This is a genomic window from Pantoea sp. GM_Pan_3, assembly GCF_026541045.1.
GTDB classification, from domain to species: Bacteria; Pseudomonadota; Gammaproteobacteria; order Enterobacterales; family Enterobacteriaceae; genus Pantoea; species Pantoea anthophila.
In genome coordinates, this window is the sequence record NZ_JALNVA010000001.1 from 1,073,869 (window position 1) to 1,099,108 (window position 25,240).

Here is a 25,240-nt window from a genome sequence, read left to right on the forward strand (position 1 = left end):
CTGTTACGCGTCAATCTGTTCACTGAATAACGAGGCATCAATGTCAAACAGTCAGCGTTTTGAAATTACGGCGGGTTACAGCCATTTGCTGGGGGCAAACTTTGATGGTCAGGGCGTAAACTTCGCCCTGTTCAGTGCCCACGCCGAGCGGGTGGAACTCTGTCTGTACGATCCCAGCGGTAAAACGGAAATCGCCCGTCTGGAGCTGCCGGAATATACCCATGAAATCTGGCACGGCTATGTGCCGGGTCTGAAGCCAGGTGCGCTGTATGGCTATCGCGTCTATGGTCCCTACGACCCGGAGAATGGTCATCGCTTTAACCCGAACAAGCTGCTGCTCGATCCCTACGCCCGCGAACTGGCGGGCGACATCGCCTGGAACGAGGCGCACTTCGCCTACGATCTCTATCACGACGATAAAGATCTCACCTTTGACAGCCGCGACAGCGCGCCGTTTACACCGAAGTGCCGGGTTATAGATCCCAACGAGTTTGACTGGCAGGACCGGAACCGTCCGAACGTGCCATGGCCGAAAACGGTGATCTATGAAACCCACGTTAAAGGCTTTACCCAGCTCAACACGGCGCTGCCGCCCGAACTGCGCGGCACCTTTGACGGCATGGGCCATAAAGCGACCGTCGACTACATCAAAAGCTTAGGCATTACCTCGGTCGAGCTGCTGCCGGTGCACTGGTTCCCGGACGATCAGCATCTGCTGGATAAAGGGCTGAAAAACTTCTGGGGCTACAACACGCTGGGCTTCTTTGCGCCCGCGACCCGCTACTTCGGCCCGCGCGGCATTCAGGGCTTCCGCGACATGGTTCGCGCCTTTCATGATGCCGGCATTGAGGTGATCCTCGACGTGGTTTACAACCACACCGCCGAGGGGAATGAGCTGGGGCCGACGCTGTCGTTTAAAGGCATCGATAACTTCTCCTACTACCGGACCCTGCCGGAACAGCACCGCTACTACATCAACGACACCGGAACCGGCAACACCGTCAATACCTCGCATCCGCGCGTGCTGCAGATGGTGCTCGATTCGCTGCGCTACTGGTCTGAGTCGATGCATATCGACGGTTTCCGTTTTGACCTCGGCACCATTCTGGGACGCGAACCGGATGGCTTTGACCCGCGCGGCGGCTTCTTCGATGCCGTGATGCAGGACCCGATCCTGTCACAGAAAAAGCTGATTGGAGAGCCCTGGGATATCGGACCGGGTGGCTATCAGGTGGGCAGCTTCCCGCCAGGCTGGGCAGAGTGGAACGACCAGTATCGCGACACGGTGCGCGACTACTGGAAGGGCAACAACGTTTCGACCGACTTTGCCGCCCGTCTGCTGGGATCCGGCGATCTTTACGATCAGCACGGCCGTCGCCCGTGGGCCAGCGTCAACTTCGTGACGGCGCACGATGGCTTCACGCTCAACGACCTGGTCTCCTACAACGACAAGCACAACGATGAGAATGGCGAAGATAACAACGACGGTCACAATGACAACCGCTCGTACAACTATGGCGCGGAAGGCCCGACGGACGACGAAGGCATCAACGCCGTACGCGAGCGCCAGAAGCGCAACTTCCTCGCCACCCTGATCTTCTCACACGGCACGCCGATGCTGCTGGCAGGCGATGAGTTTGGCCGCAGCCAGATGGGCAACAACAACGGCTACTGCCAGGACAGTGAAATCTCCTGGGTTCACTGGGATAACCTGCCGGAATCCGCCGAAGCGCTGCGTGCGTTCACCCGCCAGATCCTGAGCCTGCGTGCTCAGCAGCCTCTGCTGCGTCGGGAGAACTGGCGCGACGGCATGGATATCAAATGGTTCAACGCCGGCGGCGGGTTCCAGCAGAGTGAGCAGTGGGATGAAGGCTCCACGCTGGGCGTCTATATCGGGCGGCCCGACCTGCAGACCGAAGAGGGCATCTGGCACGATGTGCTGATGCTGCTTAACCCGTTTGAGGGCAACGTGCCCTTCCGCATCCCGCAGTTTGGTGAAGGGGGCTGGGTGCTGGAGCTGACCACCAGCGACGTGGCGAAACGCGGTCTGGTCATCACCAAAGAGAAGGATTTTGAGCTGGAAGGACGCAGCTTCGCACTGTTCAGACGTCCCTGATTAGGGATGACGGTAAGGCTTCAGGCGCAGCGCCTCTGACGCTGCGCTTGAATTTCTGGCAATCACTGCCAGGCTTAACCGGTTGTTAAACGTGAAAATTGATGCTGATAAGGAGGCATAATGTCCAGATTTACGCAGAAAGTTGTGGTTGTGACAGGTGCCGGGTCCGGCATTGGTGAGGCGAGCGCAAAACGCTTTGCAGAAGAAGGCGCGTCAGTGGTGCTGGTGGGACGCACCGCGCAGAAACTCGAAGAGACGCTGGCCGGACTGACGCCGGGTGACCACCTGGTAGCGGCCTGCGACGTCTCAGACGCTGCCCAGGTTAAACAACTGTCAGAAACCGTGCTGAACAAATATGGCCGGGTTGACGTGCTGGTGAATAATGCTGGCGTGATTGTCCAGGGCCGCATCCATGAAGTAGACCTTGAGGACTGGAAAACGCTGATGAAAACCGACCTGGACGGGGTTTTCCACGGCGTTCACTACTTCATGCCTGCCCTGCTGAAGAGCAAAGGTAACGTGGTTAACATCTCCTCGGTCTCCGGCTTGGGCGGTGACTGGGGTATGAGCATCTACAATGCCGCCAAAGGGGCGATCACCAACTTTACCCGCGCTCTGGCGATGGACTACGGCGCGGACGGCGTCCGCATCAATGCGATCTGCCCGGGCTTTACCTTTACCGATCTGACGGAAGATACTAAACAGGATCCGGCGCTGCTTGAGCGCTTTTACGATCGTATTCCACTGCGTCGCGCGGGTGAGGCGGATGATATCGCCAGGGCTATTGTCTTTATTGCCAGCGATGAGGCGAGCTATATTACCGGCGTCAATCTGCCGGTCGATGGCGGGCTGACCGCATCAAACGGACAGCCTAAACAGGCATAATCCTCAGGGCAGCGTCTTAACGCTGCCCTTTTTTAATTCAGACTACCCCGCTTTTATTCCCGCCCTTATCTGCTTTCCCGGAAAAAAGAGCCCGGCGCTTAATGTTTTGGCGTATGACGGGTTGGCGTGGCAGCGCGTGCCGGTTTAATTACCGTACTGCTGCCCGGACAAATAAAAGTACTCAGGCAGGCATTACAGAGAATGGCATTGGCATGATGTATTTTCGCCACAGCCAGCGCCTGCTGACGGGTATAAAGCGAACCAATAAACACGCGCTTATCGTTCTTTGACAGATTAACGCAACCTTCTTTGTGTAAAATCCATCCACCCATGGGACGCGGGCACAGATAATAATAGCTGGCTTTGAGCATGGTAGTCATCCTGATAGTTGCTGTATGTGTCTTAAAAAAACGAACCAAAATTCGTAAGAGATTTTATTTGTAATCTGAAGCTTTATTAAACTAACTGAGAATTATCCCTAAAACCACTTTATTACAGAGGGCGGACTGACTTTGAGAATATGCCCTTTTTACCCGCTTCACTCGCTTCAGCTATTTATCGCCGCCGCTCTCCGCCTGCCGCTTCAGCGCGTCATAAGCATTTACTGTGCTAATGCATACCAGAACAGCGAAAAACTATAATTATCTATAAATATCATATATTTAATAAAAAAACCTTACGGAAAATCCGCTTCTGCCGTCCGGGTCATATCAGACGCAGCGCTGGAATCACTTACCCCCGCAGGGGTAATTATGAGTATTAATGAACTGAAGCTGAAAAAGTGTGAAAGCGACAGAGCGCGCGCCTTTAAGCGGAACGCTAAATCCTCCGGCTTCGCGGATTTATCAATACCGGTGGACGCATCCAGCCGTGCCCGGTTTGCAAAAGTAAAACGAACGGTTTACTTTTAAAGGATGAAAAAACGCGATGACATCATTCAGGCTGCCGAGCGGCTGTTTTACACCCACGGGTTCCACGCCACCAGTACCGACCAGCTCTGTCGCGAAGCGGGCGTCTCCACCCGAACCTTCTATCATCACTTTCCCTCACGCGAGGCGATGACCGCTGCGGTGATGGCGGCGCGTGAGCAGCGCTTTATGGCTGAGCTGCTGCCGGCCCACCAGCCGGAGGCGATCGCGCAGCTGTTTAGCGTGCTGGCCAGCTGGACCGGGGCAAACGGTGCGCACGGCTGCTTCTTCCTTAAAGCCTGGGGAGAATATGCCGGACGGGATCAGGCGCTGGCAGAGCAGGCGCTGGCATTCCGCGCCGCCATGCGCCGCTACATCACCGACTGTGTAACCTGCCTGCACGGTGCCGAAGATCGATCATTGAGCGATGCCATCTGGATGCTTTTTGAAGGGGCGATTACCACCGCGCTGATTACCGGCCCCGCCGCCGCGCAGCATGCGGCGCAGATCGCCAGCCAGCTGCTGCTTCAGAAAGGGGCTTCCTGATGAGGTCGCCTGCTGCCCTGGCTCTGACCGGCTTCAGCCTGATCGCGGTGACTTATGGCATGGCCCGCTTTTCATGGGGGTTGATGCTGCCCGCCATATCGGCAGCGATCCCGTTAAGCCCGCAGCAGACGGGTCTGCTCTCTGCCTGCAGCTTTGTCTCTTACTGTCTGACCATTCTCAGCGCCGCGGCGCTGGCCCGGCGCTACGGTGCGCGGCTGACGGCGCTACTCGCCTCACTCTGTGCGACGGCAGGTCTGCTGCTGCTTGCCCTCGCCACCTCGCCGCTGCTGCTGGCGGCCGGGCTCTTTATCGCCAGATTCAGTTCCGGCCTGGCGTCTCCCGCCCTGGCGGCGGCAGTCAGTGCCTGTGTGCCCGCGGCGCGCCAGCCACGCATCAACACCCTGATCAATGCCGGTACCAGCGCAGGAATTATCCTCTCCGTTATCATTCTCGGCACGCTGCCGGGCGGCTGGCGCGCCGCCTGCGGGCTCTTCGCCCTGCTCGCTCTGGCCTGTGCGCTGCCGGTGATGCGTCACATATCCTCTCACACCGCTGCTCAGAGGCCGCAGAGGCGTCACGGGCAGCCGCGCCTGTACTGCCGCGCGCTGCGGCGGCTGATGGGCATTGCGCTTGTTTCAGGCCTGATCAGTGCGGCCTGGTGGAGTTTTGGATCGGTGCTGCTGCGTCAGCACGTCGGCGTGGATGCGGAGAGCGCCCGTTTGCTCTGGCTGATTGCCGGAGGAGCGGGCATTGCCGGTGTGCTTACCGGCCCGCTGGCTGCCCGTATCGGACTGAATGGGGTCTACCGGCTCGCGCTGTGCGGAATGGCCGTGCCGCTGCTGGTGCTGGCCCTGAGCCGGGGCGACTCTGCGGGCTTAATGGTGGCGGTGGCCTGTTGTGGCGCGGGCTATGTCACGCTGTCAGGGGTGTTACTGGTCTGGGGCGCACAGGCCACCGCTGACGATCCGGCAACCGGTGTCGGGATGCTGTTCTTCATGCTGGCGGCAGGTCAGGTGGTGGGATCGCTGCTGTTTGGCCAGCTCTATGCCGCGCTGGGCGCCATTACGGCTTTGACGCTGTTTGCTGCCAGTGCCCTGCTGCTGCTGTTTGTTGCCCCGCGCCGTGTGAAAGCGCCACAGCGCGATCGGCGGCAGCCGTGAACAGAGCGAAAAGAGGGATAACGCACATTTTCTGGCGAATTAATATGACCTCCGCACGCGGAGGTTATTAAGCGTGGCGGGCGATAGCGGAATTAATCAGTTCAGCGCCCGGATATTATTAATGCGCGGATTAATCGTCTGCTCAGTTAAATCGTCATCGGCACCAAGATAATAAGGCACGACGCAATGCCTGCCATCTTTGGTAAAAATAATCTGGTTATCGTGCAGAAATAGCGCAGTGAAATGACCGAGCACCACACCATTTAATTCAAAGCAGTGATTTCTCGCGGCGCGCAGCCCCTGCTTACTTTTCAGAAAATCAACAAATCGCATCACGCCACACCCCCGGATATTAAATCAGCTCAACCGAAACCGCAGAGATAATAGCCCTAACCCCGGAATGAATCATCCGGCTGGCGCGGTTTTCAGAAAAGGCTTAATACCCCCGGATATTGCCTCCTTCATGCTGCCTGGCATTCTGCCCTCCGATTTGCCAGGATTAATCCTGGTAAGCGAGCCGACAGGAGAGAATGCGCACCCGCAAGATTTTCATTGCGTCCCCTGACGACCCGCTATACCGTTGTTTTTTCACCGGGTAAAGCCGTTAAAGATAATACCGGAGCGTGACAATGGAAATTTTTGCAGCAGAGGATGTTCATATCCCGGCGATTCAGCAGATTTACGCCTGGCATGTTCTTAATGGCACCGGCTCCTTTGAGACGGTTCCGCCTGATGTCGCCGAAATCGCCGGGCGGATGCACAAGATTCAGCAGGCGGGCCTGCCGTGGTTTATCGCCGTCAGCGACGGTGAGGTGCGCGGTTTCTGCTATCTGGCCCCCTATCGTCCGCGCCATGCGTACCGGCACACGCTGGAAGATTCGATCTATATCGATCCGGGATTTCAGCAGCGTGGCGTCGGGTCACGCCTGTTACATCATGCGATTGCCTGGGCAGAGCAGGCGGGGTTTCGTCAGCTGATCGCTAACGTAGGCGACAGCGGGAACCAGGGCTCCATTGCGCTGCATCGCGCAGCGGGCTTTGAGATGACCGGCATCCTGCGTTCGGTCGGGTTCAAACAGGGCCGCTGGCTGGATACGGTTTTTATGCAGCGTGCGCTGGGAAAAGGTGATTCAGCGCTTCCTGTCGACTAAAATAGTTCCAGAGTAAGAAAGGCGCACTCCCCCTCGTTCTCCCCAGGAGAACCTTCTGGTAAGGTGTGTTAACAAAAAATAAAAAATCCCGGAAATCTTTATGTTGTCGACAATCATCTACAGAAGCCACATCACTGAAAATGTGTCACTGGGGCTTCTGCATGATTTGGCATTAAAAGCGAACAAAATCAACAAATCATCCAGCGTCACCGGGATTCTGTTGTTCAATGGAACACACTTTTTTCAGCTGCTGGAAGGTCCGGAAGCGGCCGTAAAAGCGGTCTATAACCGGATTTGCCAGGATCCGCGCCATCATAATCTGGTTGAACTGTTGCGCGACTACGCGCCAGCGCGACGGTTTGGTCACGTCGGTATGGAACTGTTCGATCTCCGTCTGCACGATAAAGAGACGGTACTGGAAGCGGTGCTGGAGAAATGCACCACCCGCTACCAGATGACCTATTCCGACCGCGCCCTGCAGTTCCTGCGCACCTTTGTCGAAGCGCGGGAAAAAGAGAACTATTTTGAGATCCCTTCTGCCAGCGGCTGGACCTTTATCCGCGACGAGTCAGAGCAGCGTGAAGGCGATGCCGCACTGATGGCGACGGATGAGGTCAGCTTCGCGTTTCAGCCGATCGTCGATCCTTTTGCCTGTGAAATCGTTTCACTGGAGGCACTGCTGCGCGGCCCGCAGGGTGAACCGCCACTGGATTATTTTGCCGGACTGTCACGTGAACAGCTCTATCAGACCGATCTGCAGTCGAAAAAAACCGCGTTTGCTCAGGCAAAACAGCTGGGGATTGAGGGGATGACCCTGTCGATCAACCTGCTGCCGATGACCCTGGTGGAAGTGCCCGATGCGGTTCCGTTTTTGCTGGAGGCGATCGCGGCCCAGGGGCTGGTGCCGGAGCAGATCATGGTGGAGTTCACCGAGAATGAAATTATCTCGCAGCCGGATGCCTTTGAAGCGGCCCTTCGCCAGCTGAAGGCGGCGGGCATCAGCCTCGCGCTGGACGATTTTGGCGCCGGCTTCGCCGGGCTGTCGCTGCTGACCCGCATTCAGCCCGACAAGATCAAGATTGACCGGGCGATTATCTCAGGCGTGCATAAAAGCGGACCGAAGCAGGCGATCATTCATGCGATTCTGAAATGCTGCTCGTCACTGGAGATCGGCGTGATCGCGGAGGGCATCGAACAGCCCGAAGAGTGGATGTGGCTCGAAGCGGCAGGCGTGACCCAGTTTCAGGGCTTCCTCTTCTCAAAACCTGAGCTGAACCGCATTGCGGCCGTCGCCTGGCCAGAGCTGCTTTAACCCCCTGCGATTTGGATGATTTTGCGCTTCCCTGCCTTGCCGGATCCCCTGGCGACTGCTAAATAATAAACAGCGCCGGGCGATCATTTTTCTGTCATCTTCGCCCGGCAGAGTCAGTTATTGCCCAGTCTGTGATTACCGATTTAGCAGTCAGATGTTCAGTGTTTAGGCCAGCGCAACGCGCCATGCGTGCGACGTGACTCCAGGGACAGCATTTGAGGAACTGAATGAAGCAAATCATCCGCGGTGATAAAGAACCCTCCCATATCCTGGCAGCAACCCGTGCGCTCGAAGCGCACTACGCCCGCTACGGAGAAGGCAATAAGTACCATCCCATCATCTACTCCATCGCCTACCGCAGCCGTTTTTATCAGGTCGAAGTCATTACCCGACGCGAAACCATGGTGGCAACCGTGATTACCGGCGTCCGTAACCTCACTCATCTCCCCGGTGCCGCCTGACGGTCACCCCTTACCCAGCGGGGGCTGACCGCCCCCGGTTCGCAGGTTAACGCCGGTAGAGCGCATTGGCCGGATAGATGGCGCCAATCACGCTCTTCTCCCGCGCCCCCGTTACCGCAGGCAGATTGCCCGGCAGCCCGGAGAGCGTACGAAACGCCAGCCAGGCAAACGCCAGTGCCTCCATATCGTCACCGCTGATACCCGCCGCATCGGTGGTAGTCACTTCGGTGCCGGGAAGATGAGCAGCCAGGCGCGCCATCAGCAGCGGATTGCGGCTGCCGCCGCCGCACACCAGCAGACGGTCACAGCCATCGTTGAGCAATATCTGCTGGGTGATGGTTATGGCGGTCAGCTCCACCAGCGTCGCCTGCACATCCTGCGGAGCCAGCCCCGGGAAATAGCGCAGATGCTGCTCCAGCCAGCCCAGATTAAAGTGCTCGCGCCCGGTGCTTTTCGGTGGCGGCAGCGCAAACCAGGGCTCCCTTAAGAGCGCCTCCAGCAGCGCCGGAACCCGCGTACCGCTTCGCGCCCACTGCGCATCTTTGTCATACGGCAGACCCTGATTCCGCCAGATCCAGGCATCCAGCAGCATATTACCGGGACCGGTATCGAAACCCCGCACCGGCTGCCCCGGTATCAGCAGCGAAAGGTTGGCGATGCCGCCAATATTCAGCACCATGCGGCGTTCCGTGGCATCCATCAGCAGGGCCTGATGAAAAGCCGGCACCAGCGGTGCGCCCTGCCCACCCAGCGCCATGTCACGGCGACGGAAGTCGCCCACCACCGTGACGCCGGTCGCCGCCACAATCTGGTTGTTGTCGCCAATCTGCAGGGTGTTGGGCGCGTCGCTCTGCGGCTCATGCCAGACGGTCTGACCGTGACAGCCAATCGCCGTGATATCGCTGGCCTCAAGGGATTCGCGCTTCATCAGCGTGACGACCGCCTCGGCAAACAGCTGGCCGAGACGGGTGTCCAGCTGCCCCAGCTGCGACAGCGTCAGGGATTGTCCCTGACAAATCGCGAGGATCGCCTGGCGCAGCCCGGCGGGGATAGGATGCGAATAGCTCGCCTGCTGAGCCACCATATTTTCGTCAATGGCCGCCAGCACCACATCCACTCCATCCAGGCTGGTGCCTGACATTACTCCGATATAGCGTCCTGATTTCATAGCCATTCCTTACATCCGGCGGGAGGTGCAATTTATCTGCGGCTAGCCTGACAAATTACACCCGCTAATTCTATGATTAATTTGTTTTTATCCAAATGTGCTGACCGATAACGCCGCGGGACGATTTTTGATCCACGATTGAATTATTGTTGATCTTACATAGTCTATGCTTCGTTCAACCGTGTTTTATTCGGACAGGGATTAATTTGCCAGGTTTGTGTCTTATACTGTGAGCAGGATACAGCGGTAAACGTGGCGCCTTCTCGACTAAAGGAGTTTCAGATGATTAAGCGTGTAATTGTGGTCGCTCTGACCGGTGTCATGCTGGCAGGTTGTAGCAATACCAGTACGCTGTCGGGTGATACCTACAGTGCCAGTGAAGCCAAGCAGGTGCAGAGCGTCTCTTACGGTACGTTAGTTTCCGTTCGCCCGGTGAAAATCCAGGGTGGCGATGAGAGTAACGTTATCGGTGCCATCGGCGGTGCCGTGCTGGGTGGCTTCCTGGGTAACACGATTGGCGGCGGCGCAGGTCGTAGCCTGGCGACAGCCGGTGGTGCGGTGCTGGGCGGCGTTGCGGGCCAGGGCGTTCAGGGCGCAATCAATAAAACCGATGGCGTTGAGCTGGAAATCCGCAAGGATGACGGCAACACCATCATGGTGGTTCAGAAACAGGCCGCCTCACGCTACTCCGTTGGCCAGCGTGTCGTGATGGCCTCTAACGGCAGCCAGGTCACCGTTTCACCTCGCTGAGATAGCAAAAAAAAACCGACGCCTGGGCGTCGGTTTTTTATTTCTCTTTGTTCTGCAGTTCGAGAATGTTTTTCTCAAGCCGGGCGATAAGCGTCACCATCTGGCTGATCTCTTCCCGACTGATGCCGGACAAAATGTCGTCCCGCGTCTCATCAATCACGCTCTCCACCTGCTCAATGATAGGCTCCGCCTGCTGCGTGAGTTTAATGCGCTTGGCGCGACGATCGCTGGCACAGGTCGAGCGGGTAATTAACCCTTTTTCTTCCAGCTGATCCAGCGTGCGGACCAGGGAGGGCTGTTCAATGCCAATCGCCTTGGCTAACTGGATCTGCGACTGTTCGGGCGGCAGTTGATGAATATTGTGCAGCGTCACCCAGTGAGTCTGAGTCAGCTCAAGCGGCTTCAGCCGCTGATCAATCAACGCGCGCCAGATGCGCACCAGGCGAGATAAATCCGTTCCGAGGGGCGTATCCATTTCATCTCCTTATAATTAGCTTGCTAGCTATCAAGCCAGATTCTACACTATTCTGCGAGTTTACAGGACAAATTACAAATCCCGGGCCAGGCCAGGAAATCGCGGCAGCGCTCTCCCCCTGCCGTTTGGGTTAACGAGGGATGTTATCACGTGCTCACCTCCGCTTTTTCAGGCGCGAAACCGCTGACCGATCTGGTCGTGGGCGCCTCACTGTTTTTTCCGCCGCTATTCAAAGCGGTGCTTCTTGGCTTCTTTTTCTGGCTGCTGATCCACCCCCTGGTGCGCGGCTGGATCTACTCCGGCGACGTCTGGCATCCCACCCTGTTTGATCTCTCCCTGTTTGTGCTGTGCGTTACCGCCGCACTCTGGCTCATCGGTCACGGATAATCGATATGAAATTTAACGCGGTAAAATATTTTTCCACCCTCATCGTCTTCGCCCTGGCGCTGCTGGCGGGGGGCTGGCTCTGGAACTACTACATGCAGTCCCCGTGGACCCGCGACGGTAAGGTGCGGGCAGAGCTGGTGGATATTACGCCTCAGGTGTCGGGCCGGATTGCTCAGCTCAGCGTCACCGATAATCAGTTTGTCCATCAGGGCCAGCAGCTGCTGACGCTCGACCCGGTGCCGTGGCAGATTGCGCTCGACAACGCCGCCGCCCAGCTGAGCAAAGCGCAGGCGGATCTGGCGAAAGCGCAGCATGAATTTAACCGGCGCGCTCATCTGCCGCGTAACATTATCTCTGCAGAAGATCTCGATGCGGCACGCCTCAGCGCCGGAGCCGCGGCTGCCAGTGCCAAAGCGGCGCAGGCGGAATGGGAGCGGGCACGCTGGAACCTGCAGCAGACGACGCTGACCGCCCCGACAGATGGCTGGATCACCAATCTGACGCTGCGGCCGGGCAACTATGCCGCGGCGGGAACGCCCCTGTTTGCGCTGGTGGACAGTCACTCTTACTACGTGATGGGCTATTTTGAAGAGACCAAGCTGCGCCATATTCATCCGGGCGCCGCAGCACAGGTGGTGCTCTACAGCAATGGCGCACAGCTGCAGGGCCAGGTGGAGAGCATAGGTCGCGCCATTTACGACCAGAGCATTGAGACGGACAGCGGTCTGGTGCCCGATATCAAACCCAATGTGCCCTGGGTACGGCTGGCGCAGCGGGTGCCGGTGCGCATTCGTCTCGACCCGCTTCCGGCACACACTGAGCTGATTGCCGGTACCAGCTGCACCATCTCCATCCAGCCATGAATATGCAGTGGCTGGCCTGGGATCAGCTGCCCTGGATTAAGGCGACGGGTGGACAGTGGCGCTACGCGTTGCGCAACGCAATATCGATGTGTCTGGCGCTGAGTATCGCCTACGGTCTGGATCTTGATGAACCTTACTGGGCGATGACCTCTGCCGCCGTCATCAGCTTTCCCACGGTCGGCGGGGCAATCAGTAAAAGCCTCGGCCGCATCGCCGGCAGCCTGGTCGGGGCGAGCGCCGCCCTGCTGATTGCCGGTCACACGCTGAATGAACCGTGGCTGTTCACCTTTGCCATTGCCGGCTGGCTGGCGCTCTGCACCGGCATTGCCAGCCACTATCAGAATAATGTCGCCTACGCCTTCTCCCTGGCCGGTTATACCGCCGCCATCATCGCCTTCAGCAGCGTCAATATTACGGACATTACCGCATTGTGGACCATCGCCCAGGCGCGCGTCTGCGAAGTGATCTCCGGCATACTGTGCGCCGGATTGATGATGATGGTGCTGCCGAGCACTTCCGATGGTGAGACGCTGATCACCTCGCTGAAGCAGATGCACGCCCGGCTGCTGGAACATGCGGTCCTGCTGCTGCAGCCTTCCGCCAGTGAGGGGATCCGCACCGCGCATGAGACGGTCATCAGCCAGATCCTGACCATGAATCTGCTGCGCATTCAGGCGTTCTGGAGTCACTATCGCTTTCGCCGCCAGAACAACGTCCTGAACTATGTGCTGCACCAGCAGCTGCGTCTTACCAGCGTGCTCTCCAGTCTGCGCCGCATGCTGCTGAACTGGCCCGACGCCCCTGCCGCGCTGTTTGAGGCGCTGCAACAGCTGCTGGCGGAGCTGGCGAAACCGGACTGCGACAAATACCGGCTGGCACAGATCCTGCGCAGCGTGACACCGGCGGCGTCGGGCGACTATCGCCAGCGCGCGTTCTCTCACCGGCTGCGCTACTTCTGCTGGATGTACCTCAACGTGCTGCGCTGGATCAGGCTGCTGGATCGTGCCGATGCGGATACCCGCTTTCAGCCTCCGCCGGTTCCGGCGCTGGCGCGCGACAGTGACAGCGCCGAAGCGGGCTGGAGCGCCCTGCGCACCTTCTGCGTTATCGTGCTGGGCTGCGCCTTCTGGATCAATACGCAGTGGTCTTCAGGCGCTTCCGCCCTGACTCTGACCGCGATCGCCTGTGTGCTCTACGCCTCTGCGCCCTCACCCGGCGGCAGCGTGACGCTGCTGCTGAAAACGCTGCTCTGGCTGTTTGCCTTCAGTTTTGTGATGAAGTTCGGCCTGATGGTGCAGATCAGCCTGCTGTGGCCCTTTTTACTGGTTCTGTTTCCGCTGCTGGTGACGCTGCAACTCTTTAAGTTACAGCAGAAACAGCGTGCCGGGATGTGGGGACAGTTCATCGTCTTTATGGGCTCGTTTATCGCGGTCACTAACCCGCCCGTCTGGGACTATCAGGCGTTCTTCAACGATAATATTGCCAAAGTGTGCGGGGTACTGCTTGCCTGGCTGGCTTTCCAGATCCTGCGCCCCAGCTCCGATGCCCGGCGCAGCCGACGGCATATCCGGGCACTGCGGCTGGCGTTCCTCGATCAGCTGCGGCGACACCCCCGGCTCAGCGAAAGTCGCTTTGAATCGCAGATCTACCATCGCATCAGCCAGCTCAGTCACAGCCGGGATGAACAGGCGCGGGTCTGGCTGCTGCGCTGGGGGGTGGTGCTGCTCAACTGCTCGCATATCGTCTGGCAGCTGCGTGACTGGGATGCCGGTCCGGCGTCGCTGCTGCGGTTTCGCGATGAGAGCCTGCAGAATTTACAGCAGATTATCAGCAGCCGTGGCGTGCAGCACAGCTCGCTTGATCGGATGCTGCTGGAACTGGAGGAGACGATCGCCTCGCTGCTGGCGCAGGGCAGCAACGAGGCCAGTGAACTGGCGGGAATTATCTGGCGCCTGCGCTGTTCGCTGGCACAGCTGAAACAGGCGGTACCGGCCTGACTACTGACAATACTGCTGTTGCTGGCGGTTAAAATCGTCCTGCAGCTGTTGCAGCGTTTTGTGCCCCTCAAAACGGGTCTTATCCATCTCGGTCATCGGTTCGATCACCAGCGCTTTCTCATCCGGTGAGAAGATAAAGCGGCGCGTCAGTTCGCTGCCGGTGAAGCTCTGACCGTGAATGCCGCCGCACACCATGGTCATGGTGCGGCGATAAATCGTAGTTTCAGTGAAATTGGTTTCCGTGGCGCTGCGGAAGACCTGATCGCACCCCTTCGCTTCCAGCTGGCGCACCGTGCTGCGGCTCAGCCATTCACGACCTTTGGCAATCTTTTCGCAGGTGACACGCATCGGGCTGGTATCGATGGTGCGCTGAAGCTCCCGCCCGGTTTCAGTAACCAGTTGCGTATCATTGGGTTTATCGCATCCCACCAGCAGCAGACTCAGCAGTAATGCGCCCTTGAATTTCATGTTCCTGCTCCTTTCCCCATCACGCTTTCGTACCTGAATCAATATCATAGGGGGGAAATGCAGGGGATGGTACAACAATTAATAAACCGGCAGGAGAAAAGCGGGCGGCTGGCATGGGCCGCCCGGAAATTCAGATAACGCCGCAGGCGTAACGTGCCCCGCCACCGCCCAGCGGTTTGGGATGGTCGGCATGGTTGTCACCGCCGACATGGACCATCAGCGCTTTGCCTTTAATCTCACTCAGCGACTTCAGTCGTGGTGCCAGTACCGGATAGGTTGCGTTACCCTGGTCATCAACATAGACCGCAGGCAGGTCGCCCAGATGCCCTTCCGCATACGGCCCCAGATGTTTGCCGGTGTTAGCCGGATCGAGATGCCCACCGGCCGCCCCGGCGGCCACCACTTTGCCCTCAGACTCGCCCGGCTCACAGCTGCCTTTGGCATGGACATGGAATCCATGAATGCCCGGCGTCAGCCCTTTCAGATCCGGTGTGAACTGCAGCCCATACTCTGTCTCATCAATCTTTACGGTGCCCAGCGATTTCCCTATGCCCTCAGCGGTGACCTGATGAACCGTCACCTGTTCACTGGCGGCGTGGGCTGACCCACAGGCGATCAGCGCGAATAGCGCGACTGCTTTCATTTTCATGATGACTCCGTTTGCATACCAGGGTGTGCAATAAGTCTGGCCGCTGTTGCGCTAGTTTGCTGAAAATTGACGCACTTTTACGCTTCAGGGCACATCGTAGCCCAGCGCGGCCTTACGAATGCAGAACCACTGCTGACGTGACAGCGTCACGCTCAGCGCACCAGCCGCGTCGCTGACCCGCGCCGTTTTGCCCGACCCGATGATCGGCAGCGGACGCGACGGCAGCATCAGAATCCAGGCATAGACCACCTGATCCAGGCTGCTCGCCCCGGTCTCCTGACGCACCCGCTCCAGTTCATCGCGCAGTGGCTGGAAGTGGGGATCGTTAAACAGGCGACCGCCACCCAGACAGGACCAGGCCATCGGCCGGATACGCAGTTGCTGACACTGATCCAGCGATCCATCCAGCAATCCGCTCTGCTGCACAGGGGAGATCTCCAGCTGGTTAGTGACCAGCGAGAACGGCAGGCGGGACTGCAGCAGGGAGAACTGGGCCGGGGTAAAGTTGGAGACGCCAAAGTGCAGTACCTTGCCGCTCTGATGCAGAGCCATAAAGGCATCGGCGACCTGATCCGCGTCCATCAGCGGATCGGGACGATGGATCAGCAGCAGGTCGAGACGATCGGTGTGCAGGTGACGCAGCGAGTTTTCTGCACTCTGGACGATATGCTGTTTATCGGTGATGTAGTGACCAATCTGGTTTTCCGGGCGGGCGCGGGTAGCGATGCCGCATTTGGTCACAATCTGCAGCCGATCGCGCAGGCCGGGGGCCAGCTTCAGCGCCTCACCAAACGCCGCTTCACACTGATAGTCACCATAGATATCGGCGTGATCAACGGTGGTAATACCGAGGCTGAGGTGATGCTCAATAAATGCGAGCCGCTCCTGAGGCGACATGCCCCACTCCATCAGACGCCAGTACCCCATAACCAGCGGTGAAAAATCGGGCCCCTGCAGAGCAATGGCTTGCGGTTGTGACATGACGATCTCCCTGTTGCACGTTGGCTGACATTAGCGTGTCAGAGAGTATAACGGAAAGCGCCAGGCCGTCAGAATAACTCCGGCTGCTGCGGTGCGGGTGGCTCTTCGCCCTTTTGCTGGCGCAGCAGACGCTGACGCCGCATCTGGCACAGGCGAATCACCTCGCGCTTCTGGGCATCACTGAAGCGCAGCCAGTTGAACCGCTCATCGCGGCTGCGTAAACATCCCAGGCAATAGCCGCGCGCATCGCTCTCGCAGATGCCGCGACAGGGGCTGGGAACCGGGAAAAACTCAAGCTGCTCGGCCACTACGTCTCCGGAGTCACAGAATAACCAGTCAAAGTAACAGCGTAGCCTGGTTGCACAGGAAATGAGCCTCAGCCGGTCACAATAATCGGGTTGTCGCGCGAACGGGTGAACACTCTGTGCCATCATGTGGGCCGATCGTTGCAACTGACCGACTGGTCTACTACTCTCAGTGCCATGAATAAGACGCCACAACGCAACGAAACCCGCGAGCACCTGCTTCAGACAGGTGAGCAACTCTGTCTGCAACGCGGGTTCACCGGAATGGGCTTAAGCGAACTGCTGTCACAGGCGGCCGTACCAAAAGGCTCCTTCTACTATTACTTCCGTTCCAAGGAGGCGTTTGGCGTGGCGTTACTGGAACGCTACTTTGCACGCTTCCTGCAGGATGTGGAATTACAGCTCAGCCGGACGGATGGCACCCCGCGCGAACGCCTGCTCAACCACTTCCGTTTAGCGGTCGATCTGTTCGTTCAGCAGGGCCACATTGTGGGTTGCCTGGGCGTGAAAGTCTCTGCGGAAGTCTGCGATCTCTCTGAGCCGATGCGCGATGCCCTGCAGCAGGGTGCGGCGAAAATCACCGCGCTCTATGCGCGGACGCTGACTGAGGCGGTGCAGCAGGAGTCGCTGAACCTGCCGCAGCCGCCTGCACAGATGGCGGAGTTGCTGTCGCTGCTCTGGCTGGGTGCCAGCCTGCAGAGCAAAATTTCCCGCGAGGCGCAGCCCCTGCGCCTCGCACTGAGTACCATCGAACAGTGGCTAGAACACCACTGATTTTTAAAAAACGTGTTTGTAGACGACTGGTCTACTAATCAGGAGCTATTATGGCGAGTACCCAGCTGTTTCGTCCGCTGAAAGTTGGCGCAATTACCGTCCCAAACCGCGTCTTTATGGCACCGCTGACCCGTCTGCGCAGCATTGAGCCAGGCGATATCCCGACGCCGATGATGGCGGAATATTACTGCCAGCGCGCCAGCGCCGGTCTGATCATCACCGAAGCCACGCAGGTCTCTTTCCAGGCCAAAGGCTATGCCGGTGCGCCGGGTTTACATACCCAGCCGCAGATTGCGGCGTGGAAACGCATTAACGAAGGCGTACATCAGGCGGGCGGCCACACCGCCGTGCAGCTGTGGCACACCGGTCGTATTTCCCACAACAGCGTTCAGCCGGAAGGTAAAGCCCCGGTCGCCCCGTCGGCGATTGCAGCGGGTACCCGAACCTCACTGCGTGCTGAAGATGGCAGCGTCTACCGCGAAGAGACCTCAGAGCCACGTGAACTGACGATTCCTGAGATCCAGCAGATCGTGGCCGATTTCGGCCAGGCGGCCGCGAATGCGCGTGAGGCGGATTTTGACCTGCTTGAGCTGCACTCGGCACACGGTTACCTGATGCATCAGTTCCTGGCCCCGGATTCCAACCAGCGTACCGACGAATATGGCGGCAGCATCGAAAAACGCGGTCGTTTCGCGCTGGAAGTGGTGGATGCGGTCATTGCAAACTGGTCAGCCGATCGTATCGGTATCCGCGTTTCGCCGATCGGCAGCTTCCAGAATCTGGATAACGGCCCGGATGAAGAAGAAGCGGCGCTGTGGTACATCGGCGAGCTGGCGAAACGCAACATCGCCTACCTGCACCTTTCAGAACCAGACTGGGCCGGCGGCAAGCCTTACACGGATGCCTTCCGTCAGAAAGTACGTGACCTGTTCCCGGGTGCCATTATCGGTGCCGGTGCCTACACGGTCGAGAAAGCGGATGATTTGATTGGTCGCGGTCTGATCGATGCCGTCGCGTTTGGTCGCGACTACATCGCGAACCCGGATCTGGTTGAGCGTCTGCAGCAGGATGCTCCTCTGAATCCTCAGCGTCCGGAAAGCTTCTATGGCGGCGGCGCGGAAGGCTACATCGACTACCCGACACTGTAAACCTGTCTGGCTGCCGTCCGGGACGATGACGGCGGCCATTATTCAATGGCGATTTTCATCGCTATACTTAGCGCCTGGGTCATCCGGCGATGGCGTTTTACTTCAAAGAGGATGTTATGCGTTTACTACATACCATGCTGCGCGTTGGCGATCTGCAACGTTCAATTGATTTCTACACCCGTGTGCTGGGCATGCGCGTGCTGCGTCAGAGCGAAAACACCGAATATAAATATACCCTGGCTTTTGTGGGCTACACCGACGAAAGCGAAGGCGCGGTTATCGAACTGACCTATAACTGGGGCGTGGACAAGTATGATCTCGGCAACGCCTATGGTCATATCGCGCTGGGCGTGGATGACGCGGCTGCCGCCTGCGAACGTATCCGTCAGAATGGCGGTAACGTGACGCGTGAAGCGGGCCCGGTGAAGGGTGGCTCCACCATTATCGCTTTTGTTGAAGATCCGGACGGCTACAAAATCGAGCTGATCGAAAACAAAGATGCCGGTAAAGGCCTCGGCAACTGATCCTGCCGCCAGCCTGCCCACCCGGGCGGGCTGAATCCCCTTCTCTGCGCTTCATCTGCTGCACCCGGCCCCGTTTTTTGCCATAATGCGCGCTGCCCTTTTCCTGCAACGAGATCCTGATGTCTGAATCGAATTCCCCTAATGCACTCAATCAACGTTTCCGTGGCTTCTATCCGGTGGTCATCGACGTGGAAACCGCCGGTTTCAACGCACAAACCGATGCGTTACTGGAAATTGCCGCTATCACGCTGAAAATGGATGAAGAGGGATGGATTCAGACAGACCAGACGCTGCATTTTAACGTCGAACCTTTTGTCGGCTCGCTGCTGCACCCTGAAGCGCTGGCCTTTACCGGTATCGATCCCGGCAATCCGCTGCGCGGTGCCGTCAGTGAATATGAAGCGCTGCACGCCATTTTTAAAATGGTGCGTAAGGGGATCAAGGACAGCGGCTGCAATCGCGCCATCATGGTGGCGCACAACGCCACGTTTGACCTGAACTTTATGTCTGCGGCGGCTGAACGTGCCAGCCTGAAACGCAACCCGTTCCACCCCTTTGCCACCTTTGACACGGCAGCCCTGAGTGGGCTGGTGCTGGGTCAGACCGTGCTGGCGAAGGCGTGTATCGCTGCGGGAATGGAGTTTGACAGCAGTCAGGCACACTCGGCGCTGTATGATACGCAGCAGACCGCAACGCTGTTCTGTGAGCTGGTGAACCGCTGGAAGCGGTTAGGTGGCTGGCCCCTGCCCTTTGCCGAAGGCGATGCAGACGCCAGCGCCTCCGTCTGAGGAATGCCACAACGAAAAAGGCCGACATTGCGTCGGCCTTTTTTTATTCTGCTTCTTTGAATTTTTCTGCGGTCTCTTTAATCAGCGACTGCAGTTCACCACGCTGTAACATCTCAACGATGATGTCGCATCCACCGACCAGTTCACCGTCTACCCACAGCTGCGGGAAGGTTGGCCAGTTGGCGTACTTTGGCAGTTCTGCACGAATGTCCGGGTTCTGCAGAATATCCACGTAAGCAAAACGCTCACCGCAGGCTGACAGTGCCTGCACCGCCTGTGCAGAGAAGCCGCAGCTTGGCAGCTTCGGAGAACCTTTCATGTACAGCAGGATCGGGTTTTCTGCGATCTGGCGCTGAATTTTTTCTACAGTACTCATAATTGCCTTCCTTAATTCGTCACTTCGTGTTTGTTTATTGTAGCGACTTCGCAGCGTGACTGAAAACGAGATTTTGATCGCTGCCTGCTGAAATCGCCATCCTGGTTAAGTCATGACAGGCACAGCGTGAATTTCTGATTATTAACAGCCGGTAACAGATTAATAATTCGTAATAATTTCGTTGATATAAGACGCTGAAAATGTTCATTTTCAGCACAATCGCGTGGGTTGCAAAGATTAACAATAAAAGGCATTACAGTTTTTAAAAGAACTGGACTAGAATGGCTTCGGCGCTGATCCTGGATCAGATTAATCTCAACTTTGTCGCGGTGCGTAGTGGCCCTGACAACTTAACTACTTAATGGACTATGCGTTTAATCATTACGCTTTTTATGCTGGCCTTTGCGCAACTGTTCTTCAACATCGCCGCCGCGTCTCCGCACGCTCCGGTGAACGTCAGTACGCATAAAGCAGAGAAAAAGAGTGCGCGCGAGGATGAGCGCCGCAAACGTCGCGTGGTGAAAACCACGACAAAAAAAACCCGTCTCAGCCCGGTTCAGAAACTCAAAACGAAAAAACAGAAAAAAGTTGAACTGACCGCTAAACAGACACCTGCCAAAAAAACCTCGCTTAAGACCGCCCGACTCAGCACCAAAGAGAAAAAACGCTATGGCCACCAGCGCCTGCTGAAAAACGCGGATGCCAGCGAGACCGGCACCATTAAAATGAGCAAATCTCACCGTCAGCGCTACCAGAAAGCGCGTGAAACAGCGATGACCAAGCTCATGGGCCAGCTGGGCAAACCTTATCAGTGGGGCGGCACCTCCCCCCACACCGGCTTCGACTGCAGCGGTCTGGTCTGGTACGCCTATAAAGATCTGGTGAAGTTTAAAATTCCGCGCACCGCTAACGAGATGTATCACCTGCGTGACGCTGCCCCTATCAAACGTGAGTCACTGGAAAAAGGCGATCTGGTCTTCTTCCGCATTAATGGCCGCGGAACCGCGGATCACGTAGGGGTTTACCTGGGTGACGGCAAGTTTATTCAGTCACCGCGTACCGGCAAAGATATTCAGATCAGTGCGTTAGGGGAAGATTACTGGCAGCGTCACTACATAGGTGCGCGTCGTGTAATGACGCCGAAAACCATTCGCTGAGCTGATGCAGCGTCAGAAAAAAGCCGGGAGAAGTCCCGGCTTTTTTATCAGTGCAGTACAGCGGTAAAACTAAAGGCCACAATCATCAGCAGGCAGCCGACAGTGGTCATTAACGCCAGTTTAAGATCGGTACTCATGGGTTGCTCCTTAACCACATAATCATTGTGGTTATTCTATTTTCCCACAGCTGTGGGTAAAAATCTCGTTTTATCCGTTCAGCCTTGTTAGAATCCCGCCCTTGTTGCGCAACGCGCGCAGCCCTGATTCCGTTTGCGCACTTTTTCGGGCATTTATTCTCCGTCGGCCGCCGGTTTAATGCGCCATAACACGGCATTTTTGCGGAAAATACCCTGAGCAGACGCAAACGTTTAACACTACGCTTATCATACAGTTAGATAAGTCCTGGAGTCCGATTTTCATGGCAACAATTAAAGATGTGGCAAAACGCGCTGGCGTCTCCACGACCACGGTTTCGCACGTCATCAATAAAACCCGCTTCGTGGCTGAAGAGACGCGCGATGCGGTCTGGCAGGCGATCAAGGAACTGCACTACTCGCCGAGCGCCGTGGCGCGCAGCCTGAAGGTGAATCACACCCGGACGCTGGGGCTGCTGGCCACCTCCAGCGAAGCGCCCTATTTCGCTGAGATTATCGAAGCGGTCGAGAATCACTGTTTTGACAAAGGCTATACGCTGATTCTGGGGAATGCGCATAACGATCTGCAAAAACAGCGCGCCTACCTCAGCATGATGGCGCAGAAGCGCGTCGATGGCCTGCTGGTCATGTGCTCTGAATACCCGGACGACCTGCTGCAGATGCTGGAAGAGAACCGCAATATCCCGATGGTGGTGATGGACTGGGGCGAGTCGCGCGCCGACTTCACCGATACGGTGCTGGATAACGCCTTCCAGGGTGGCTATCTGGCGGGACGCTATCTGATTGAGCGCGGCCACCGCGACATCGGTGCCATCCCCGGTCAGATGGAGCGCAACACCGGGGGCGGACGCCATGCCGGTTTCCTTAAGGCGCTGGAAGAGGCGGGCATTCAGCCGCGCGCCGAGTGGATTGTGCAGGGTGACTTTGAGCCGGAGTCGGGCTACCAGGCGATGCAGCAGATCCTGTCGCAGAAGCAGCGCCCGACGGCGGTGTTCTGCGGTGGCGACATCATGGCGATGGGGGCAATTTGCGCCGCTGACGAGATGGGTCTGCGCGTTCCGCAGGACATTTCGGTAATCGGTTATGACAATGTGCGCAACGCGCGCTATTTTGCGCCTGCACTGACCACCGTCCATCAGCCCAAGGCTCAGCTGGGTGAGAAGGCGCTGGATATGCTGCTTGATCGCATTACCAGCAAGCGCGAAGTGTCGCAAACGATTGAAGTCCATCCCACGCTGATTGAACGCCGTTCAGTTGCGGATGGTCCGTTCCGCGACTATCGCCGTTAATCCTCGCTTAACCACTCCTGATTAAGCGTTTGCGCATCACCCAGATAGCTGAGTAACCAGCCTGTTGCCGGTGATGCGCGATCCTCTGCCCAGCTGACACAGCAGGGGCTGTCCGGAAACGCCTGCGGCAGCGTCAGTTCCACCAGCGCGCCGCTGTCGAGCAGTGGCCGGGCCAGATGGCCCGGCACCATCGCCACGCACAATCCCGCCTGCACACACTCCAGCCCGGTTTGCCATTCCGGCACCACCAGCCTGCGCTGATTGTCCAGCGTCCACGTCATGCGCCGCGGCAGCGCCCGTGACGTATCCTCCAGCACCAGCGACGGCCAGTGACGCAGCGTGTCATCATCAATCCGGGTCGCCTGCGTCAGAGGATGATCGGGTGCCACCACGCAGCGCCAGTTGAGCTTCCCCATATCCCGGAACGCAAACCGTCCGCCAACCGGTATCGCCTGGGTCGCACCAATCGCGACATCGACCCGGCCATCGGCCAGGGCATCCCAGACCCCGTTGAAGACCTCATAGCTGATGTGCAGCTCCATGTCCGGGAAGTGGCGATAAAAATCTTTAACCAGCTGCCGGGTACGCTGCGGTTTGGCGATGCGGTCAACGGCAATGCTTAGCTGCCCACGCCAGCCGTTAGCCAGCTGCTGACACTGCTGCCGGGTTGCGAGCATTTTTTTGATGACGCTGCGCCCTTCCCTGACAAAATGCTCTCCCGCCGGGGTCAGTACCACTTCACGGTGCTGACGCTCAAACAGCGGCACCGCCAGCCAGGTTTCCAGCTGGCGAACCGTATAGCTGATGGCAGACGGCACCCGATGTAACTCCTGCGCGGCGGCGCTGAAACTGCCCCCGCGTGCAACCGCGTCAACCACTTCCAATGCATACTCTGACCACATAATCTGCCTTCAAAAATTTTAACAGCAACCGGCAAATATTACCGTTTCACAGCCGCAAACGCACCTTTTACACTCTGCCGCGTTTACCCTGCAAAATGAGAATCTGATGTTGTCGAATAAAGGATTTATGCCCTACCTCGCTCTGCTCAGCATGCTGGGCTTTTTAGCCACCGATATGTACCTGCCCGCCTTTGGCGCGATGCAGGAGACGTTCCGCACCTCGCCCGGCCTGATCAGCGCCAGCATGAGTCTGTTTCTGGCCGGCTTCGCCTGTGGTCAGCTCTTCTGGGGCCCGCTCTCCGATCGCATCGGCCGTAAACCCGTGCTGCTGGCCGGGCTGGCACTGTTCGCCGCTGGCTGTGCGGGTATGCTGTGGGTGAATGATATCTTTCTGATGCTGGCGCTGCGCTTCATTCAGGCGATTGGTGTCTGTGCTGCCGCCGTAAGCTGGCAGGCGCTGGTCATCGACCGCTATCCGGCGGCGCGCGCCAGCAAAGTGTTCGCCACGATCATGCCGCTGGTGGCCCTCTCACCGGCGCTGGCACCGCTGCTGGGGGCCTGGCTGATCGGCCATTTCCACTGGCGTTCGATTTTCCTGGTGCTGACTCTGATTGCGGTGGCGCTGATCCTGGTCACGCTGCGTCTGCCCGCGGTGAAACCCGCTCCGCAGGAGAAAGGGGCACAGCCGGGCTTCTTCACGCTGCTTAAATCCCGCGTCTACAGCGGTAACGTACTGATCTACTCCGCCTGCTCCGCCAGCTTTTTTGCCTGGCTGACCGGCTCACCCTTTATTCTGGCGGGCCTGGGCCTTTCCCCCGCCGACATTGGCCTGAGCTATCTGCCGCAGACGCTCGCCTTTTTAATCGGTGGCTTCGGCTGTCGCGCCCTGCTCAACCGCTTTAACGGCGCCCAGCTGCTGCCCTGGCTGCTGGGGGTCTACAGCCTGAGCATTCTGGCCCTGTTTGCGGTCGCGCTTTCGGGTCAGGGAACGCTGCTCAGCCTCATGGTGCCGTTCTGCGGAATGGCGCTGGCTAACGGAGCGATCTATCCGATTGTGGTCTCCAGTGCGCTGATGCCCTTCCCGCACGCTACCGGCAAAGCCGCCGCGTTGCAGAACACGCTGCAGTTAGGCCTCTGCTTCCTCGCCAGCCTGGCGGTGTCGGCGGGATTAACTCAGGCACTGCTGACCACCACGCTGATCATGACAGTGACGATTCTGCTCGCCCTGATCGGGTACGTCATGCAGCGCGCCGCAAGCGCACAAACTGTTGTTGCCACTGCGCAACCTGCCTGCCAGGATAATCATTAAGCCGCTAAACTTTTAGTTAGCGCCCTAACAATAAGTCATTGAATATTGACCCGCGTGAGAATATACTCATCCGGGTCAACAAATCTGTAATAAATCAACAATATAATAACGTAATAATCTGATTGGCACGCTGTTGCCGGGACGGTATTCGTACGCGTTATTCCCTCTTACCGGCCCTGCTTCAGCCTGTTCCAGTCCTCTGTATCTTACAGATAATCGGTTTGCGGAATCCTCCG

30 protein-coding genes are annotated in these 25,240 nt (G+C 57.8%); 19 read left to right on the forward strand and 11 right to left on the reverse strand.

Features of this window, described 5'->3' with window-relative positions; translation table 11 throughout:
* Positions 1-40 precede the first annotated feature (40 nt).
* Entirely contained in the window at positions 41-2,116 is a 2,076-nt protein-coding gene (gene glgX / locus OXR04_RS05080; RefSeq protein WP_267369386.1) for a glycogen debranching protein GlgX, read from the forward strand.
* Between the two features lie 120 nt (positions 2,117-2,236).
* Positions 2,237-3,001, forward strand: coding sequence for an SDR family oxidoreductase (locus OXR04_RS05085; protein WP_009090434.1), 765 nt, complete (start codon positions 2,237-2,239; stop codon positions 2,999-3,001).
* Between the two features lie 98 nt (positions 3,002-3,099).
* Here the strand turns inward: OXR04_RS05085 and OXR04_RS05090 are convergent, their stop codons facing one another.
* Positions 3,100-3,372 carry a hypothetical protein gene (locus OXR04_RS05090; RefSeq protein ID WP_009090436.1) on the reverse strand — a complete coding sequence of 91 codons (273 nt, stop codon included), beginning with the start codon at positions 3,370-3,372 and terminating at the stop codon, positions 3,100-3,102.
* Positions 3,373-3,753: 381 nt separating this feature from the next.
* Here OXR04_RS05090 and OXR04_RS05095 point away from each other — a divergent pair, with 381 nt between their 5' ends.
* From OXR04_RS05095 to OXR04_RS05105, 3 genes are read left to right on the forward strand one after another with little or no spacing between them, the layout of a single operon-like run.
* Positions 3,754-3,912 (forward strand): hypothetical protein, encoded by a 159-nt coding sequence (locus OXR04_RS05095; RefSeq protein ID WP_267369387.1) that lies wholly within the window; start codon positions 3,754-3,756, stop codon positions 3,910-3,912.
* 3 nt (positions 3,913-3,915) lie between these two features.
* Positions 3,916-4,455: a TetR/AcrR family transcriptional regulator gene (locus OXR04_RS05100; RefSeq protein ID WP_267369388.1), complete on the forward strand. Its 540-nt coding sequence runs from the start codon at positions 3,916-3,918 to the stop codon at positions 4,453-4,455.
* Positions 4,455-5,615 carry an MFS transporter gene (locus OXR04_RS05105; RefSeq protein ID WP_267369389.1) on the forward strand — a complete coding sequence of 387 codons (1,161 nt, stop codon included), beginning with the start codon at positions 4,455-4,457 and terminating at the stop codon, positions 5,613-5,615. Before OXR04_RS05100 ends, OXR04_RS05105 begins: the two co-directional genes overlap by 1 nt.
* Positions 5,616-5,711: 96 nt before the next feature.
* Here the strand turns inward: OXR04_RS05105 and OXR04_RS05110 are convergent, their stop codons facing one another.
* Positions 5,712-5,948: a hypothetical protein gene (locus tag OXR04_RS05110; RefSeq protein WP_009090441.1), complete on the reverse strand. Its 237-nt coding sequence runs from the start codon at positions 5,946-5,948 to the stop codon at positions 5,712-5,714.
* Between the two features lie 296 nt (positions 5,949-6,244).
* Here OXR04_RS05110 and OXR04_RS05115 point away from each other — a divergent pair, with 296 nt between their 5' ends.
* The 3 genes from OXR04_RS05115 (at position 6,245) to OXR04_RS05125 (ending at position 8,539) form a co-directional block, all read left to right on the forward strand.
* Positions 6,245-6,766: a GNAT family N-acetyltransferase gene (locus OXR04_RS05115; RefSeq protein ID WP_009090443.1), complete on the forward strand. Its 522-nt coding sequence runs from the start codon at positions 6,245-6,247 to the stop codon at positions 6,764-6,766.
* A 100-nt stretch (positions 6,767-6,866) separates the two neighbouring features.
* Positions 6,867-8,078 (forward strand): diguanylate phosphodiesterase, encoded by a 1,212-nt coding sequence (locus OXR04_RS05120; protein WP_267369390.1) that lies wholly within the window; start codon positions 6,867-6,869, stop codon positions 8,076-8,078.
* 227 nt (positions 8,079-8,305) lie between these two features.
* Positions 8,306-8,539 carry a DUF4060 family protein gene (locus OXR04_RS05125; protein ID WP_009090450.1) on the forward strand — a complete coding sequence of 78 codons (234 nt, stop codon included), beginning with the start codon at positions 8,306-8,308 and terminating at the stop codon, positions 8,537-8,539.
* Between the two features lie 46 nt (positions 8,540-8,585).
* On the opposite strand, the gene anmK is transcribed toward OXR04_RS05125, so the two are convergent.
* The gene (anmK, locus tag OXR04_RS05130) at positions 8,586-9,707 is read right to left on the reverse strand and encodes an anhydro-N-acetylmuramic acid kinase (protein ID WP_046101745.1); all 1,122 of its coding nucleotides are present in this window, start codon (positions 9,705-9,707) and stop codon (positions 8,586-8,588) included.
* 282 nt (positions 9,708-9,989) lie between these two features.
* On the opposite strand from anmK, the gene slyB reads away from it, so the two are divergent.
* Positions 9,990-10,457: an outer membrane lipoprotein SlyB gene (gene slyB, locus OXR04_RS05135; RefSeq protein WP_009090452.1), complete on the forward strand. Its 468-nt coding sequence runs from the start codon at positions 9,990-9,992 to the stop codon at positions 10,455-10,457.
* A gap of 37 nt (positions 10,458-10,494) precedes the next feature.
* Here the strand turns inward: slyB and slyA are convergent, their stop codons facing one another.
* Positions 10,495-10,932 (reverse strand): transcriptional regulator SlyA, encoded by a 438-nt coding sequence (slyA, locus tag OXR04_RS05140; protein WP_009090453.1) that lies wholly within the window; start codon positions 10,930-10,932, stop codon positions 10,495-10,497.
* 150 nt (positions 10,933-11,082) lie between these two features.
* On the opposite strand from slyA, the gene OXR04_RS05145 reads away from it, so the two are divergent.
* The 3 genes from OXR04_RS05145 to OXR04_RS05155 are packed head-to-tail and all read left to right on the forward strand — an operon-like array spanning position 11,083 to position 14,179.
* Positions 11,083-11,319, forward strand: coding sequence for a DUF1656 domain-containing protein (locus OXR04_RS05145; RefSeq protein WP_046101744.1), 237 nt, complete (start codon positions 11,083-11,085; stop codon positions 11,317-11,319).
* A 5-nt stretch (positions 11,320-11,324) separates the two neighbouring features.
* Positions 11,325-12,182, forward strand: coding sequence for an HlyD family secretion protein (locus OXR04_RS05150; protein WP_009090458.1), 858 nt, complete (start codon positions 11,325-11,327; stop codon positions 12,180-12,182).
* On the forward strand, positions 12,179-14,179 hold the full coding sequence (locus OXR04_RS05155) for an FUSC family protein (RefSeq protein ID WP_267369391.1): 2,001 nt from the start codon (positions 12,179-12,181) through the stop codon (positions 14,177-14,179). The genes OXR04_RS05150 and OXR04_RS05155 overlap by 4 nt, the downstream gene beginning before the upstream one ends.
* Here OXR04_RS05155 and OXR04_RS05160 read toward each other — a convergent pair whose 3' ends face one another.
* The 4 genes from OXR04_RS05160 to OXR04_RS05175 form a co-directional block, all read right to left on the reverse strand.
* A complete protein-coding gene (locus OXR04_RS05160; protein ID WP_267369392.1) occupies positions 14,180-14,647 on the reverse strand; it encodes a hypothetical protein in 468 nt (155 codons plus the stop codon).
* Positions 14,648-14,777: 130 nt separating this feature from the next.
* A complete protein-coding gene (sodC, locus tag OXR04_RS05165; RefSeq protein WP_150029981.1) occupies positions 14,778-15,296 on the reverse strand; it encodes a superoxide dismutase family protein in 519 nt (172 codons plus the stop codon).
* Positions 15,297-15,380: 84 nt separating this feature from the next.
* Positions 15,381-16,277, reverse strand: a complete 897-nt coding sequence (locus OXR04_RS05170; RefSeq protein WP_267369393.1) for an aldo/keto reductase family oxidoreductase — start codon at positions 16,275-16,277, stop codon at positions 15,381-15,383.
* Between the two features lie 68 nt (positions 16,278-16,345).
* Entirely contained in the window at positions 16,346-16,585 is a 240-nt protein-coding gene (locus OXR04_RS05175) for a DUF1289 domain-containing protein (protein WP_009090473.1), read from the reverse strand.
* A gap of 174 nt (positions 16,586-16,759) precedes the next feature.
* On the opposite strand from OXR04_RS05175, the gene OXR04_RS05180 reads away from it, so the two are divergent.
* From OXR04_RS05180 to rnt, 4 genes are all read left to right on the forward strand, one after another.
* On the forward strand, positions 16,760-17,356 hold the full coding sequence (locus tag OXR04_RS05180) for a TetR/AcrR family transcriptional regulator (protein WP_267369566.1): 597 nt from the start codon (positions 16,760-16,762) through the stop codon (positions 17,354-17,356).
* Between the two features lie 50 nt (positions 17,357-17,406).
* Positions 17,407-18,504, forward strand: a complete 1,098-nt coding sequence (locus OXR04_RS05185) for an alkene reductase (RefSeq protein WP_267369394.1) — start codon at positions 17,407-17,409, stop codon at positions 18,502-18,504.
* Between the two features lie 116 nt (positions 18,505-18,620).
* On the forward strand, positions 18,621-19,028 hold the full coding sequence (gloA, locus tag OXR04_RS05190; RefSeq protein WP_009090478.1) for a lactoylglutathione lyase: 408 nt from the start codon (positions 18,621-18,623) through the stop codon (positions 19,026-19,028).
* Between the two features lie 119 nt (positions 19,029-19,147).
* Complete coding sequence (gene rnt / locus OXR04_RS05195) at positions 19,148-19,816, forward strand: ribonuclease T (RefSeq protein ID WP_046101737.1); 669 nt, start codon at positions 19,148-19,150, stop codon at positions 19,814-19,816.
* Positions 19,817-19,859: 43 nt separating this feature from the next.
* Here rnt and OXR04_RS05200 read toward each other — a convergent pair whose 3' ends face one another.
* Complete coding sequence (locus OXR04_RS05200) at positions 19,860-20,195, reverse strand: Grx4 family monothiol glutaredoxin (protein ID WP_179291196.1); 336 nt, start codon at positions 20,193-20,195, stop codon at positions 19,860-19,862.
* Positions 20,196-20,560: 365 nt separating this feature from the next.
* Here OXR04_RS05200 and OXR04_RS05205 point away from each other — a divergent pair, with 365 nt between their 5' ends.
* Positions 20,561-21,349: a C40 family peptidase gene (locus OXR04_RS05205; protein WP_058956560.1), complete on the forward strand. Its 789-nt coding sequence runs from the start codon at positions 20,561-20,563 to the stop codon at positions 21,347-21,349.
* A 47-nt stretch (positions 21,350-21,396) separates the two neighbouring features.
* Here the strand turns inward: OXR04_RS05205 and OXR04_RS05210 are convergent, their stop codons facing one another.
* Complete coding sequence (locus tag OXR04_RS05210) at positions 21,397-21,486, reverse strand: YnhF family membrane protein (protein ID WP_122983609.1); 90 nt, start codon at positions 21,484-21,486, stop codon at positions 21,397-21,399.
* A 281-nt stretch (positions 21,487-21,767) separates the two neighbouring features.
* Here OXR04_RS05210 and purR point away from each other — a divergent pair, with 281 nt between their 5' ends.
* The gene (purR, locus tag OXR04_RS05215; protein WP_009090485.1) at positions 21,768-22,793 is read left to right on the forward strand and encodes an HTH-type transcriptional repressor PurR; all 1,026 of its coding nucleotides are present in this window, start codon (positions 21,768-21,770) and stop codon (positions 22,791-22,793) included.
* On the opposite strand, the gene punR is transcribed toward purR, so the two are convergent.
* Positions 22,790-23,695, reverse strand: coding sequence for a DNA-binding transcriptional activator PunR (gene punR / locus OXR04_RS05220; protein WP_140925201.1), 906 nt, complete (start codon positions 23,693-23,695; stop codon positions 22,790-22,792). The two genes, purR and punR, sit on opposite strands and share 4 nt — an antisense overlap.
* Positions 23,696-23,801: 106 nt before the next feature.
* Between punR and punC the strand changes: the two genes are divergently transcribed.
* Entirely contained in the window at positions 23,802-25,004 is a 1,203-nt protein-coding gene (punC, locus tag OXR04_RS05225; RefSeq protein ID WP_033736272.1) for a purine nucleoside transporter PunC, read from the forward strand.
* Positions 25,005-25,240: the final 236 nt, after the last annotated feature.